12 protein-coding genes are annotated in these 14,428 nt (G+C 45.6%); 8 read left to right on the plus strand and 4 right to left on the minus strand.

Annotated features, from left to right (window positions below; translation table 11 throughout):
* Positions 1 to 90: 90 nt before the first annotated feature.
* From rpe to MHM87_RS12150, 8 genes are all read left to right on the plus strand, one after another.
* Positions 91 to 768 (plus strand): ribulose-phosphate 3-epimerase, encoded by a 678-nt coding sequence (gene rpe / locus MHM87_RS12115; protein ID WP_014978117.1) that lies wholly within the window; start codon positions 91 to 93, stop codon positions 766 to 768.
* Positions 769 to 833: 65 nt separating this feature from the next.
* Positions 834 to 1,841 carry a tryptophan--tRNA ligase gene (trpS, locus tag MHM87_RS12120; protein ID WP_168532921.1) on the plus strand — a complete coding sequence of 336 codons (1,008 nt, stop codon included), beginning with the start codon at positions 834 to 836 and terminating at the stop codon, positions 1,839 to 1,841.
* A gap of 100 nt (positions 1,842 to 1,941) precedes the next feature.
* Entirely contained in the window at positions 1,942 to 2,526 is a 585-nt protein-coding gene (locus tag MHM87_RS12125) for an aminodeoxychorismate/anthranilate synthase component II (protein WP_014948023.1), read from the plus strand.
* A gap of 297 nt (positions 2,527 to 2,823) precedes the next feature.
* The gene (locus MHM87_RS12130; RefSeq protein WP_239259274.1) at positions 2,824 to 3,990 is read left to right on the plus strand and encodes an HDOD domain-containing protein; all 1,167 of its coding nucleotides are present in this window, start codon (positions 2,824 to 2,826) and stop codon (positions 3,988 to 3,990) included.
* A gap of 462 nt (positions 3,991 to 4,452) precedes the next feature.
* Positions 4,453 to 5,661: an aspartate aminotransferase family protein gene (locus tag MHM87_RS12135; protein WP_101563358.1), complete on the plus strand. Its 1,209-nt coding sequence runs from the start codon at positions 4,453 to 4,455 to the stop codon at positions 5,659 to 5,661.
* A gap of 20 nt (positions 5,662 to 5,681) precedes the next feature.
* Positions 5,682 to 6,719 (plus strand): arginine N-succinyltransferase, encoded by a 1,038-nt coding sequence (astA, locus tag MHM87_RS12140; RefSeq protein WP_014948020.1) that lies wholly within the window; start codon positions 5,682 to 5,684, stop codon positions 6,717 to 6,719.
* Positions 6,720 to 6,732: 13 nt separating this feature from the next.
* Complete coding sequence (astD, locus tag MHM87_RS12145) at positions 6,733 to 8,202, plus strand: succinylglutamate-semialdehyde dehydrogenase (RefSeq protein ID WP_014975473.1); 1,470 nt, start codon at positions 6,733 to 6,735, stop codon at positions 8,200 to 8,202.
* A 117-nt stretch (positions 8,203 to 8,319) separates the two neighbouring features.
* The gene (locus MHM87_RS12150) at positions 8,320 to 9,126 is read left to right on the plus strand and encodes a DUF1338 domain-containing protein (RefSeq protein ID WP_239259276.1); all 807 of its coding nucleotides are present in this window, start codon (positions 8,320 to 8,322) and stop codon (positions 9,124 to 9,126) included.
* Positions 9,127 to 9,191: 65 nt separating this feature from the next.
* On the opposite strand, the gene MHM87_RS12155 is transcribed toward MHM87_RS12150, so the two are convergent.
* From MHM87_RS12155 to parC, 4 genes are all read right to left on the minus strand, one after another.
* Positions 9,192 to 10,376 carry a bifunctional diguanylate cyclase/phosphodiesterase gene (locus MHM87_RS12155; RefSeq protein WP_239259278.1) on the minus strand — a complete coding sequence of 395 codons (1,185 nt, stop codon included), beginning with the start codon at positions 10,374 to 10,376 and terminating at the stop codon, positions 9,192 to 9,194.
* Positions 10,377 to 10,385: 9 nt separating this feature from the next.
* Complete coding sequence (locus tag MHM87_RS12160; RefSeq protein WP_239259280.1) at positions 10,386 to 11,360, minus strand: PAS domain S-box protein; 975 nt, start codon at positions 11,358 to 11,360, stop codon at positions 10,386 to 10,388.
* 12 nt (positions 11,361 to 11,372) lie between these two features.
* Entirely contained in the window at positions 11,373 to 11,909 is a 537-nt protein-coding gene (locus MHM87_RS12165) for a heme NO-binding domain-containing protein (RefSeq protein ID WP_014978109.1), read from the minus strand.
* Positions 11,910 to 11,972: 63 nt separating this feature from the next.
* A complete protein-coding gene (gene parC / locus MHM87_RS12170; protein WP_239259282.1) occupies positions 11,973 to 14,258 on the minus strand; it encodes a DNA topoisomerase IV subunit A in 2,286 nt (761 codons plus the stop codon).
* Positions 14,259 to 14,428: the final 170 nt, after the last annotated feature.

The raw sequence follows: 14,428 nt of genomic DNA on the forward strand, positions 1-14,428 counted from the left end.
AGTAAAGAAGCACGGATTTGGGTAAACTTTCGCAAAGGTGAAACGTAAGTGGCAACGCACCTTGTTGTTTTTAGAATGAAAGGACATGCAATGAAACCATTCCTAATTGCTCCATCAATACTATCGGCCGATTTCGCTCGACTTGGCGAAGACGTAGAAAAGGTATTAGAGGCTGGCGCTGATGTGGTGCATTTCGATGTAATGGATAACCACTATGTACCCAATCTTACGTTTGGGCCAATGATTTGCGAGGCGTTAAGAAACTACGGCATTACCGCTCCCATTGATGTGCACCTAATGGTGAAGCCCGTCGATGACTTAATTGAAAAATTCGCGAATGCAGGGGCCAGCTATATTAGTTTTCACCCAGAAGCGTCTGAGCACATAGACCGCTCTCTACAGCTTATTATCGATGCAGGTTGCAAGCCGGGGCTCGTATTTAACCCAGCAACGCCACTACATTACCTTGACCACGTCATGGACAAACTGCACCACATTCTTATTATGTCGGTTAACCCAGGGTTTGGTGGTCAAAAGTTTATTCCTAGCACCTTAGATAAAGTGCGCGCGGTGAAACAGCGTGTATTAGAAAGCGGCTACGATATTAGAATTGAAATTGACGGTGGCGTAAAAGTCGATAACATTCGCGAAATAGCGGAAGCGGGCGCGGATATGTTTGTGGCTGGTTCGGCTATTTTTTCTCAACCCGACTACAGCGATGTCATTGAGCAAATGCGCAATGAACTAGCGTCACTGTCTAAAGCATAATTTTTGAAGCTTTATTTTCTCAAGCTTTATTTTCACAGTATTTAACGTATTACAGGTAAAAAGAAATGAGTAATAAACCCATTGTATTAAGTGGCTGTCAGCCTTCAGGACAACTTACCCTTGGCAATTACATGGGTGCACTTAAACAGTGGGTTTCCATGCAAGACGACCACGACTGCTTATATATGATAGTGGATTTGCATGCTATTACTGTACGACAAGACCCTAAGCAGCTTGCTGAAGCTTGTCTAGACGGCCTTTCTCTTTACCTTGCTTGCGGTATTGATCCACAAAAAAGTACTCTGTTTTTGCAATCCCATGTGCCTGAACATGCACAGCTATCTTGGGTATTGAATTGTTACGCCCAAATGGGTGAGCTTAATCGCATGACTCAATTCAAAGATAAGTCTGCGAAGAACGAAAATAACATTAATGTAGGCTTATACAGCTACCCTGTACTCCAAGCAGCAGATATTTTGCTATACCAAGCAGATAAAGTACCGGTAGGTGAAGATCAGAAGCAGCACCTTGAATTGACTCGTGACATTGCTACACGTGTTAACAATCTATACGGCGATGTATTTCGTCTACCTGACCCGTATATCCCAGACTTTGGCGCGCGCATCATGAGCCTTCAAGAGCCTGAAAAGAAGATGTCTAAGTCTGACAACAACCCGAATAACTTCATCGGCTTATTAGAAGATCCTAAGAAGTTAGCCAAGAAAATCAAACGTGCCGTGACCGACTCTGACGAGCAAGCTAATATCTACTTTAACCCAACTGAAAAACCAGGCGTGTCTAACTTACTGACCCTACTTTCACTTGCGACGGGTAAATCAATTAAAGAGCTTGAGCCTGAATATACTGACAAAATGTATGGCCACCTTAAAGGTGATGTTGCAGACGCTGTGGTTGCTCTACTTGAACCCATTCAGGCCCGCTATGCTGAAATTCGCGCAGACAGAGCATATCTTGACGACGTAATGCGTCAGGGTGCTGAGAAAGCGTCAGCGCGAGGGGCTGAAACTTTGGCTAAAGTATACAAAGCAGTCGGCTTTATTCCAAAGCCATAACAGCCGAATTCCAACATCTTGCTACACGCCATGAAGGGTTCATTTAATCCTTCATGGCTAAAACCTTCGCAACTTAGAAATACCAAGGACTAGCACTGCTGTGTTGCTGTTAATTGATAACTTCGATTCGTTCACTCATAACCTCGCTCGGTATTTCACTGAGCTCAGCGTCGACGTTGAAGTGGTGCGAAATAACGCACTGACCTTAGACGACATATCTCGCTTAGCGCCTTCACAGTTAGTTATTTCACCGGGACCATGCACGCCTAACGAAGCGGGCATCAGCTTATCTGCGATTGAACATTTTGCAGGCAAGATACCTATTTTAGGTGTATGCCTGGGTCATCAAGCTATAGGTCAAGTGTTTGGTGCCAAGGTAGTAGGTGCACAAGAGATTAAGCATGGAAAAGTTTCACCCCTAACACACCGCAACAGTGGCCTGTTCAAAGGCTTACCTAACCCATTTAACGTGACGCGCTACCACTCATTGGTTTTAGATCCCGCATCGCTACCTGCCTCACTGAGTGTTGATGCATGGTGTGAAACCGCAAAGGGCACAAAGGAAATCATGGCAATTTCCCATAATCATCACCCTATTTGGGGCGTGCAGTACCACCCCGAGTCACTACTTACCGAACACGGTCATAGCGTACTGGATGCGTTTCTTCAGTTTAAATCAATTTAAGTATACGAGTTTGATGCCGATACGCTTCTATAGTGTAAAAGGTTACGCTTGAAGGCCAGAATTACTCGCAATTCACTGATTTTTCGTTTAACTTTTCATAATTCGTTTTAGCCAATGCGCTGAATAAAGATTTTACGAAGCATCGCACACGCAATATCAACAGTTGCAGGGTAAATAAGGCTTGCTTTCAAGCAGTAGCTACCATTTTCATCATTACCGTAGCGAAAGTAATAAAGGCCCCTGATGTACGATAATATTGCCGTTCACCAAAAAGTTATGAGCAGGAGTGCTTTTAATATGACAATGGGGGCAACCACACCGCCCACGATAGATGATCGTTTTGAAAATATGATCATATCCCCAGAGCGAGTGCTGGAAATGCTAGGAAGGCGCAAGGTGGGAGAGGTAAGCTTCGAGCAATCGGAGCAAGGTGATGCGCGCAGGCTGCTACTGCACGTTGAAAAAGTGGCGATTGAAAACAAGCGCCTTCAAGAGAAAACCGAAGCGTCATACCTTGAATCAGTGAGTCACCATCTTCACGAGATCCTTCTAGGTGAATTAACAGAGCAGCTAGGCTATACCGACGAACTCGTTCAAAACGTACTTAACTTGCCCGAAAACATCGGCGAGCTTCTTGATGCACTTTCCGTGAAAGCATGCTCGGTTTCGAAACTAGAGCCAATTGCCGCAACCATGCCATGGCTTTATGATGAACTGATCGTTGTGGTGAATACTCCACAATTTAGACGCAAAGACTCCCGTGGGCGTATCATTGTTGTAGAGACACTGCGCACAGCATTGAGCTTTTTGGGTATTGAAAACCTACGCACATTGATACCGTCGCTCATCTTAAAGCGTGCTATGCCTCAGATTACCGACCCTTACCCGCTAATTAAACAAAAGCTTACGCCTTATACGACTGGCGTTGCCATAACGGCGAAACGCCTTGCAGCGCTTACGGATCTAAACAAAAACCAGGCTTATACCCTTGCGATGCTTAGTAATTTGGGGCGTTGTGTCGTAACAAGACTTTACTTCAAACTGTTCGATAAAATTCAGCTACACCTGTTGCAAGAATGCCAGAAAGACAAAGAGCAAAAGCGACATGAAGCGCTACTCAAAGTGGCTCCTTCAGCCAACCACCTTATTGCTCTACAGCAAGAATTCGCAGATGCAATCAGCGCGGATATTCTGGAGTGGATGCATTTAATGCGCTTGCCTATTGCAGAACCGATGCGAGCGTGTGCCGATAAAGTACCTGCACAGCCTAAAACACTCAGTAAGGTACTTCATCAAGCCCGAACCTACACACAAGTTCGGATGTTACATCAGTTAAAGCTTGTTGAAATGAAAGAAGTAAAGCCGCTTTTCATGGAGCAACGCTACCCTGCAGGTGCACTCGAAAAACTCAAAACCATTGATATTTTCACCCTTCCTTTGGTGAAAAACGAAGAGAATCATTAATTTTTTAGTGGATATTCATGCACTCGTTATGCACCTTTTTCATTTCATGTGCATGATGCCCCAAATTATTGACGCTTGCTCAATGCCTTGCCCGTTTTTAGCGACATTAAACAGGTAAGGCTTCCAGTCCTATCTCCCCTTTCTTATTGCTTCACAGTACATTAAAACCCGTATGCAGCCCTTTTCTCAGCGCAAAAATTGATTATTACTAATTGATATAGCCCAGTAGTTAATAGTTATTCACTTTTCCTGCAAATTAAGCCACAGTCCTTATAAATAAAGGGCTGCAGCCCTTTGCATAGAAGACAAATGTTAAAAAAAATGGCATACTGTTGAACAAATCCGATTAGTTTTTACGCGCCCAATTAACGCTTATCGACCAAAGTAGTACTAAAATGTGCTCATAGATTCGATAGGCCAAATCACACGGTGTGATTGGCGCCCAACGCAGAGGTAACAAAGATGAACGTAACTCGCGCTACATTTGATGATGTAATGGTTCCTAACTATAACCCAGCAGGTATGGTACCTGTTCGAGGTGAAGGTTCACGCGTATGGGATCAAGATGGAGCTGAGTACATCGACTTTGCAGGCGGTATTGCAGTTAACGTTTTAGGTCACTGTCACCCAGAGCTTGTGAAAGCTCTTAATGAACAAGGCAGAAAGCTTTGGCACTTAAGCAACGTTTTCACTAACGAGCCAGCCCTTCGTTTAGCTAAAAAGCTAAATGACGCAACGTTTTCAGATAGAGTTTACTTCGCAAACTCAGGCGCAGAAGCGAACGAAGCAGCATTGAAGCTAGCTCGTCGCTGGGCGCTGGACAAGCACGGTGAAGACAAAAACCAAATCATCGCTTTCAACAAAGGTTTCCACGGCCGTACCTTCTTTACCGTAACAGTAGGTGGTCAAGCTGCTTACTCTGACGGTTTTGGTCCTAAGCCAGGCGCTGTTGACCACTGTGACTACAACGATTTAGCTGCCTTTGAAGCGCTAATTTCTGACAAAACCTGCGCGGTAATGATGGAACCGCTTCAGGGTGAAGGCGGTATTATTCCACCTGATGTAGATTTCGTAAAAGGCGTTCGCGAACTTTGTGACAAGCACAACGCATTACTTATTTTTGACGAAGTTCAGTCGGGTGTTGGTCGTACTGGTCACCTTTATGCCTACATGGGTCTTGGCGTAACACCTGATATCCTAACAACCGCTAAATCTCTTGGTGGCGGCTTCCCAATTGGCGCCATGCTTACCACAGCAGACATCGCTGCACACCTTAAGCCAGGTACCCACGGTAGTACTTACGGTGGTAACCCACTAGCCTGTGCTGTTGCGGAAAAAGCGTTAGATATCGTGAACCAGCCAGAAGTGCTTGAAGGTGTACTTAAGAAAGAAGCCCTATTCCGTGAACTACTAGGCGCTATCAATGAAAAGTACAACGTATTTGAAGAAGTACGTGGTCAAGGCATGCTGTTAGGTTGTGCGTTAAATGAGAAATACCAAGGCCGTGCACGTGACTTCATGATGGCTGCAACGAAAGAGAACCTTATGTGTCTTGTTGCTGGCATGAACGTTATTCGTTTTGCACCTTCACTGGTTATTCCTGATGAAGACATCAAAGAAGGTCTTGCACGTTTTGAACGCGCCGTTGCTGCCGTTGTAAACGCCGAATAATTACAACACGAGTAGCGAACATGAATATCATTCGCCCTATCACGAAGGCCGACTATAACGCGCTTAAAGAAATCGCCGTTGAATCAGGTATTGGCTTTACGTCTTTACCTGTCAACGACGAGTTGCTGCAGCGTAAAATTGATCGTGCAGAAACTGCGTTTAACAAACCAAACGTAACCGAACCTGGCGATGAGTCATACTTGTTTGTAATGGAAGATACCACTACCGGACAGGTAGTGGGAACAACAGGTATTGAAGCGGCTGTTGGTATAGACGATGCGTTCTATCATTACCACCTAAGCAAAGTAGTGCACGCCTCGCGCGAGCTTAACATTCACAACACGGTAGACATTCTAACGTTTTGTAATGACTACACCGGTGTTACTGAAATATGTACGCTGTTTCTTCGCGAACAAGCCCGTGGCGGCATAAACGGCCGCTTCCTTTCGAAGGTTCGATTCTTGTTCATGATGGAGCACCGTGAACGCTTCTCAGAGACAGTTATTGCTGAAATGCGCGGAGTGAGTGACGAAGAAGGACGCTCACCGTTTTGGGAGTGGTTGGAAACCCATTTCTTCTCTATGGATTTTCCTACTGCCGACTACTTAACTGGCATTGGTAATAAAGTGTTTATTGCTGAACTCATGCCGAAGTACCCGATATACGTAAATCTGCTTAGCAAAGAAGCGCAGGAAGTCATTGGCGAAGTCCATGACAAAACACGCCCTGCCCTTCAGCTTCTTGAAGAAGAAGGCTTTTCTTGCCGCGGCTACGTAGACATTTTCGACGCAGGCCCGACGGTAGAAGCAAACTTAAGCCACATCCGCACGGCTCAGTCGAGTTTAAAACTGCCTGTAGTGATTGACGATAGCGCTGCTGCCCAAGGGCAAACGCACTACATCATTAATACATCAGTATCTGATTTTCGTGCAGTTGCCACCGAGATGACGGTAAGCGAAGAAAAGCAAGTTGCCGTGCTATCTCGCCAAGCCGCTGCTGCATTGAATGTCAAAGAGGGAGAGCACGTACGCTTCGCCCCCGTTACATTCAGAGATTAAAAGGACACCCACTATGCTACATACACATTTTATCAACGGTGAATGGGTTGCCGGACAAGGTCATGACTTAGCGTCAATTGACCCTGCAAAAAACGAAGTGATTTGGGAAGGTAAGTCTGCGACAGCCTCTCAAATTGATGACGCAATTAACGCTGCTCGTGCTGCACTTCCAGCATGGAGCATGAAAACCGTTGAAGAGCGTCTTGAAATTATTAAGGTTTATGGCACTAAGCTAGAAGAAGCTAAAGCGCACCTTGCCAAAGTTATGGCTAAAGAAACGGGTAAGCCAGAATGGGAAACTGCCACTGAAGTTGGCGCCATGATGGGCAAAATTGGTATTTCTGAAAAAGCCTATTTTGAACGCACGGGTAACGTTGAAAACCCAATGCCTGTAGGTAAAGCCTTCATTCGACACAAGCCTCACGGCGTTGTTGCTGTATTTGGCCCATACAACTTCCCTGGCCACCTGCCAAACGGACACATTGTTCCAGCCCTTATTGCAGGTAACACAGTTGTGTTTAAACCAAGCGATTTGACGCCTATGGTTGCACAAGAAATGGTGAAGCTATGGGATGCTGCTGGCCTGCCAGCGGGTGTACTCAACCTAGTACAAGGTGAAGTTGAAACAGGTAAGGCTTTGGCGTCGCATAACGATATCGATGGTCTTTTCTTTACGGGTAGCTCACGCACAGGAAAAATCTTGCACGAGCAGTTCGCAGGTCACCCAGGTAAAATTTTGGCTCTTGAAATGGGTGGTAACAACCCACTCATTGTTAAAGATGTGGCTGATGTTGATGCTGCTGTACATGACATCGTTCAATCTGCTTTCATTACGTCCGGTCAGCGCTGTACGTGTGCACGTCGCCTATTCTTACCAGCCGATGCACAGGGTGATGCAATCCTTGCTCGCTTAATCGAAGTGACCAAGAATATTAAGGTGGGTGATTATGACGCTGAAGATCAACCATTTATGGGCGCAATGATCTCAAGCAATGCCGCTGCACTGATGGTAAAAGCACAGCAAGAGCTTGAAAACCTTGGTGGTAAAGTACTGGTTCGCCTTGAACAAAAAGACGAGAACAAAGGTTTTGCTACTCCTGGCATCATTGATGTGACTGATATGCTTGCTTCACTGCCTGACGAAGAACACTTTGGTCCACTACTTAAAGTGATTCGTTACAGCGATTTTGACGCAGCTATCGCAGAAGCGAATAACACCAGCTTTGGCTTATCAGCAGGTCTTCTAGGCGACAACGAAGAAGATTATCGCTACTTCTTCGCACGCATTCGCGCGGGCATCGTAAACTGGAATAGACCTATTACAGGTGCAAGCAGCGCAGCGCCATTTGGTGGCGTGGGCGACAGCGGTAACCACAGAGCAAGTGCGTTTTATGCAGCCGACTACTGTGCGTACCCAGTTGCTTCAGTTGAGCTTGATAAAGTTACTATGCCGGGCAAATTAAGCCCAGGCTTGTCGATGTAACCCAAGCTTTTCACGTTACAAAAAGGCCGACATGATTTTTGTGTCGGCCAGTTTAGTACCAACCCTATACGAACTATTCGTTTAAAAATAGTCAACGACAGAAAGGACCCTACCACCATGCATAGCAACATCGATACGTTGTTTAGCAACATGTGGGACGATTACGTTACCATCACTCCCTCAGCGCATAAAATTCATGCACTTTTGGCGGGTGAAGAAAACACGAACGACATCGTTAACGACCATGTAGCTTTTCGAACTTTTGCTCTAGATAAAACCCGCTTAGACAAGCTTGCTGCGCACTTCTTAGCATTGGGTTATGAAGCTAAAGGCGACTATGACTTTGAAGCGAAAAAGCTTACTGCAAAGCATTTCGAGCACCCTGACGATACTAAACCAAAAGTATTTATTAGTGAGCTTCGTGTAAATGAGCTTTCTGAAACTGCTCAAGCAATTATCAAGAAGATGGTTGATCAAATGCCTGAGTCTGTAGTGGATGCAGATAACTTCTTGTACTCGGGTAAACATTGGGACGTTACTAAAGCAGAATACGACACACTGCTTAACGAATCAGAATACGCGGCGTGGATGGCGGCATGGGGCTTCCGTGCTAACCACTTTACAGTAAGTGTTAATCACTTAACCCGTACTGACGAGCTTACCGACGTAAACACATTGCTTAAAGAAGCAGGCTTTGTGCTAAACACCTCTGGCGGCGAAATTAAAGGTGGTCCAGACGTATTTTTAGCGCAATCTTCAACGATGGCTGACCGTGCTGACGTAGCGTTTAGCGACGAAACTGTGGCAATTCCAAGCTGCTTCTACGAGTTTGCACAACGCTATGAAATGCCTGATGGTAAGCTTTACAAAGGCTTTGTTGCCGCATCGGCAGATAAAATCTTTGAAAGCACCAATGCTAACTAACGAGCTTGCTTAGTCATTAAAAAAAGCCCGATAGGGCTTTTTTTGTTTATGCTTAGCTGAAGACATTACCGATTAGGCTCTGTAGTATGCCTTGCCAAGAACTGATCGTAAGGCATTGGTTTATCAAAGTAAAACCCCTGCATTAGCTGAATGTCGGCCTGCTCCATGAAAGGCAAATAAGACTCCAACTCTACGCCTTCAGCCACCACATCTATTTGCAAACTCTTTAACATGGCTATCAAACCATTAAATAGCGCATTGGCTTTGCTATCTTGGTGAATACCCTGAATTAAGCTTTTATCCACCTTAACCACTTCAAACTGGAAACTTCGCAAGTAGCTAAGAGATGAAAAACCACTGCCAAAATCATCCAGAGACAGTCTAAACCCATGATCTCTCAACGTGTTTAATGCTCTAAGTGCTGATTTTTCATCGCGAATAAAGACCGACTCAGTGAGCTCTAGCTCAATAAATTCGGGAGACACATCATTATCCATACAGATAGACATTGCCTGATTTGGAAATTCTGGGTCAAGCATCTGATTAGCGCTGATATTCACAGACAAAGGAATGGCATCACCCTGCTGCGACTCCATTATTGAAATGTAATCACATGCCGCTTCCAGTGCTTGAAGACCAATAGCACTGTCCAGCTTGTGCTCTTCTGCTATGGGAATAAACACTGCCGGCGATACAACACCGTGCAAGCCTGAAATCCAGCGACACAGTACTTCACCGCCCTTTAACTCGCCGTGCAAATCATATTTGCCCTGAATATAAAAATCGAGGAGGTGATTCTCTACCGTTCTGCGCAAGTCATTCACCATACTGACCTGCTGGGTCATGCTCTCGTAGAGACCTGACTCATAAATAAACGCCTGCCCTTTACCCAGCTCTTTCGCACGGTACATTGCCGCATCAGCGCACTGCACCAGACTTTCGATGCTGCTACTATGCTCTGGAAATTGTGCAATACCTATACTGGCAGACAGCCTTAGCTCGGTCCTTTTAACGGTTATGGCGTCTTCTTCTATCTGGCTGATAAGCCGCTCAGAGCGTTCAGCAATTTCCTCAACATTCTGATTAGGCAATACGGCAATAAACTCATCACCACCCCACCTGCCGACTTCCCCTATTGGGCCGAATATGGCAGTAAGGAGCGCTCCTACGCGCTGAAGCTCAATATCCCCTCTTTCATGCCCTGCGTTATCGTTAATTGCTTTGAACCCGTCCAGATCAATAAAGACCAAAATAAAGTGCTATTCTTTTTGTACTAACCCGGAGATGGACTCACGCAGCGAATTGCGATTGGAAAGGCCGGTTAACTCATCGTGCAATGCCAGTTGACGCAGCTTGGCTTCGTTGCGTTTTCTATCGCTGATGTCGCGCATTGTGGCAATCAAATAAGATGACGTCTGCTGGTAGGTCTCAAACAAAGCCACCGATATATCGACAGCCTTAATTTCGCCGTTTTGCGCCTTCACTTTCGACTCGAAGCGAACTTGTTTATCAAGCGCCAATTGCACTTTATCAACTTTCTCAGCAATAAAAATTTGGTTGAAATCCAGACCAATACATTGCTCTTTAACAGGTGCAGCAATCAGCTGAATATATGCATCGTTACATTCTGTGATAACAAGATCAGGTGAGAGTACTAACATGGGCTCACGTGAGCTCGCAAAAGCAGAGGCCATTAAGTGAAATGATTGTTCGGCTTTTCGCTGTTGAGTAATGTCTTTAGTGGTGCCAACAATATGAAGAGCTTCACCCGCTTTTCCACGCTTCAGCACGCGCCCACGCAGCCTTACCCACTGAAAATCTTTGTAGAGCTTTAAGCGAAAGGAAAATTCTATACGATCACGATTGCCGTGTAGCGCCATACTCCAATGAAATTGTAAGCCATCTAAGTCGTCTTCATGTACGCGCTGCAAAAGTTGAATAAGCGTTCCAGACCATGTAGACGCCTGCTCTGAGTTTAATGAAAAAGAACGTATTACCATTACATCACTCTGGGCCTCCCAGCTCCAAAACGATTCCTGAGAGGCCCAGAGTGCTAGTTCTAGATTCTTTTGAATAGTTTGGCTTTGTTGTAATGCTTCGTACAGGCTTTGCGTTTTTTCACTGAGTAACTTTTCGGCTTGCTCTCTAGCATTTCGCTCTCGCCTCAAGCGCCTTTCTAGTAACCCCGAGTGTTCGCTGCCAGAAGGCGTGCTATGCGGTGTCCCATCTGACATAACATGCCTCCGTTAAACAAGAGATATACTAAATTCGTAGGTATGAGGCGTATCTATTTGATGGGTTTCCCTTTCCAGAGTGCAGTTATAGTGAGCTGCGGCTGCGTCCATCAAGCCTTCTGCTAAAGGATATAGTTCTCTTTCAGAATAATACTGTAAGCGCATGGTATTATCGGTTCTGGATATCACCGTAAATCGAGGTAGGTCGGCGTCTGGGTAGAGCTTCTTAACCTGAACATGAATGTCGCCGTCCAAGTGCTCCAGCATATCCAACATGCCTTCTGTATTGGCCAGCACGTCGCCATGCACTGCACCTAACTTACCAAATAAGTAATAGCCAAAATCGTAAAGTAGCTCGTTAGCTGACTTACCCGTTTTCTCCACCAGCACACCTAACAGGCGTTGCATTTGTTCAAACGGGTAATAGCCCACTGCGGTATAAGCACCGTCGTTTTCTAACCCAGCTTCCATGATGACATCGTCAGCAAACTCAGGAGAAACTTTCTCCTCGAGCATATCGATTAACGATGTAAAAACTATGCCTAGCATGTAAATTCCTCATCTAATCCCTTTTTGAGTGTAGTTCACCTAAGCATAAGAACAACTTAAACTTTATGACAAATCTTCAGATGTTTCGTCCTTGCTGGGTAAGACAACTTCAACCGTATCAACCCGCTGTAGTCCTCGCGGTAATTTATTCCCTCTTCGGCCCCTTTCTCCCTGATAGTGGGTAAGGTCGTCAGCCGTCAGTGTCATGTTGCGCTTACCGGCTCCCACTTTAATTGCGGCACCATCAGGTACAACAGCAAGCACCTTTACGTACTCTTCTCGAGATTGCGATTTTGCAGAAGGAATATTGATAAGCTTGTTCCCCTTCCCTTTACCTAAACTTGGTAAGTCGCGTAGTGGGAACATGAGCATGCGACCTTCATTAGAAATACTTAGGCACCAATCGGAGTCTGGATTAGTAACCGGTGTTGGTTTCATCACTTTCGCCGCAGTAGGCAATGATAAGTAGGCTTTACCCGCCTTGTTCTTACTCACCATATCTTTAAATGTGCCGACGAAGCCGTAACCTGCATCTGAACCTACTAAGAATTTGCTTTCGTCTTGCGCCATAATGACGTGTTGGAATGACTCGCCACCCACTATGCTGAAGCGCCCGGTTAGAGGCTCCCCCTGACTTCGTGCAGACGGCAACCCGTGAGCGTCACAAGAGAAAGTACGACCTGAACTGTCCATAAACACGGCAGGCTGATTGCTCTTGCCTTCAGCGCTGGATAAATAGGCATCACCCGCTTTGTAACTTAAACTTTCCGCATCGATATCATGACCTTTTGCACAGCGTGCCCAGCCTTTTTCTGACAGCACAACTGTTACAGACTCAGCAGGTACCAGCTCTTTTTCAGACAGCGCTTTCGCTTCACCACGCTCAACAATAGGTGAACGTCTGTCGTCACCGTACTTTTCAGCGTCTGCAAGGATTTCTTTCTTAATTAGGGTTTTAAGGCGGCGATCTGAGCCTAGAAGCTGCTGAAGCTTGTCGCGCTCTTCTGCAAGTTCATCTTGCTCGCCTTTAATTTTCATTTCTTCTAACTTGGCCAAGTGACGAAGCTTCAATTCCAGAATTGCTTCCGCTTGTGTGTCACTTAAACCGAATCGCGCCATTAATTCTGGTTTTGGTTTGTCATACGTGCGAATAATTTCGATAACTTCATCGATATTCAAAAACGCAATTAATAAACCTTCTAAAATATGTAAACGCGCTAACACTTTATCTAAACGGTATTGCAAGCGGCGCGTCACGGTATCTTTTCGGTACTGCAGCCATTCAGACAAAATCGTACGTAAGTCTTTCACCTGAGGGCGACCGTCTAGGCCAATCATGTTCAAGTTGACCCGGTAGTTTTTCTCTAGGTCGGTAGTTGCAAATAAATGCTGCATCAGCTGAGTTACATCGATGCGATTTGAGCGAGGCGTAATCACCAGCCGGGTTGGATTTTCATGATCCGATTCGTCTCGGAGATCGCTTACCATCGGTAACTTTTTCGCCTGCATTTGCGCGGCAATTTGCTCTAGTATCTTGGCACCAGACGCTTGGTGAGGTAGAGCGGTAATAACAACATCACCGTTTTCTTCCATGTACACCGCGCGCATTTTTATAGAACCACGCCCAGTCTCGTACAGCTTTTGAATATCAGACTTTGGCGTAATAATTTCAGCTTCGGTAGGATAGTCAGGTCCATTAACGTGTTCTAGCACATCGGCAAGCTCGGCTTTGCTGTTGTCTAACAACATGGCACACGCATTGGCCAACTCTCTCACGTTGTGAGGAGGAATATCCGTCGCCATGCCAACGGCAATCCCTGTCACGCCATTTAATAGGATATGTGGCAAGCGAGCTGGAAGCACGCTAGGCTCGTTTAGCGTACCGTCAAAATTAGGTACCCAATCTACCGTACCTTGTCCAAGTTCATTCAGCAGCACCTCAGAGAAGCGCGAGAGCTTAGCTTCCGTATAACGCATGGCAGCAAACGATTTCGGATCATCCGGCGCACCCCAGTTACCTTGACCATTTACTAAAGGGTAGCGATAAGAGAAAGGCTGAGCCATGAGCACCATCGCCTCATAACAGGCAGAATCGCCGTGAGGGTGAAACTTACCCAGCACATCACCTACGGTTCTCGCCGATTTTTTATATTTGGCATTTGCATTTAACCCTAGGTCTGACATCGCATAAATGATGCGTCGCTGAACAGGCTTTAAGCCATCCGAAATATGTGGAAGTGCACGATCCATGATGACGTACATGGAATAGTTTAGATAAGCGTCTTCGGTGAAACGTCGAAGAGGAAGTTGCTCTACCCCATCGCGATTAATGATGATCTCGTCACTCATGATAGTTTTTTCGTTTTGTTATTAATACCAATGCGCTCGTGCTAGTTAGGCTGTCGATTGTGGACAATTTAGTGCACCACTTAGTGAAAGCTCCCGAGCGTTAAAGGCTATTGTGGGGTAAACCGCATTTGTGTGCAATCCTTGAAACCAATTGTCGCGACTTTTGGGTC

The organism is Alteromonas sp. Cnat3-28 (assembly GCF_022348265.1).
Classification (GTDB): domain Bacteria; phylum Pseudomonadota; class Gammaproteobacteria; order Enterobacterales; family Alteromonadaceae; genus Alteromonas; species Alteromonas macleodii.

Coding starts and splice junctions, on each gene's coding strand:
- MHM87_RS12150 (WP_239259276.1), top strand. CDS start 8,320: ATGCATAGCAACATCGATACGTTGTTTAGCAACATGTGGGACGATTAC.
- trpS (WP_168532921.1), top strand. CDS start 834: ATGAGTAATAAACCCATTGTATTAAGTGGCTGTCAGCCTTCAGGACAA.
- parC (WP_239259282.1), bottom strand. CDS start 14,258: ATGAGTGACGAGATCATCATTAATCGCGATGGGGTAGAGCAACTTCCT.
- MHM87_RS12130 (WP_239259274.1), top strand. CDS start 2,824: ATGACAATGGGGGCAACCACACCGCCCACGATAGATGATCGTTTTGAA.
- MHM87_RS12135 (WP_101563358.1), top strand. CDS start 4,453: ATGAACGTAACTCGCGCTACATTTGATGATGTAATGGTTCCTAACTAT.
- rpe (WP_014978117.1), top strand. CDS start 91: ATGAAACCATTCCTAATTGCTCCATCAATACTATCGGCCGATTTCGCT.
- astD (WP_014975473.1), top strand. CDS start 6,733: ATGCTACATACACATTTTATCAACGGTGAATGGGTTGCCGGACAAGGT.
- MHM87_RS12160 (WP_239259280.1), bottom strand. CDS start 11,360: ATGTCAGATGGGACACCGCATAGCACGCCTTCTGGCAGCGAACACTCG.
- astA (WP_014948020.1), top strand. CDS start 5,682: ATGAATATCATTCGCCCTATCACGAAGGCCGACTATAACGCGCTTAAA.
- MHM87_RS12165 (WP_014978109.1), bottom strand. CDS start 11,909: ATGCTAGGCATAGTTTTTACATCGTTAATCGATATGCTCGAGGAGAAA.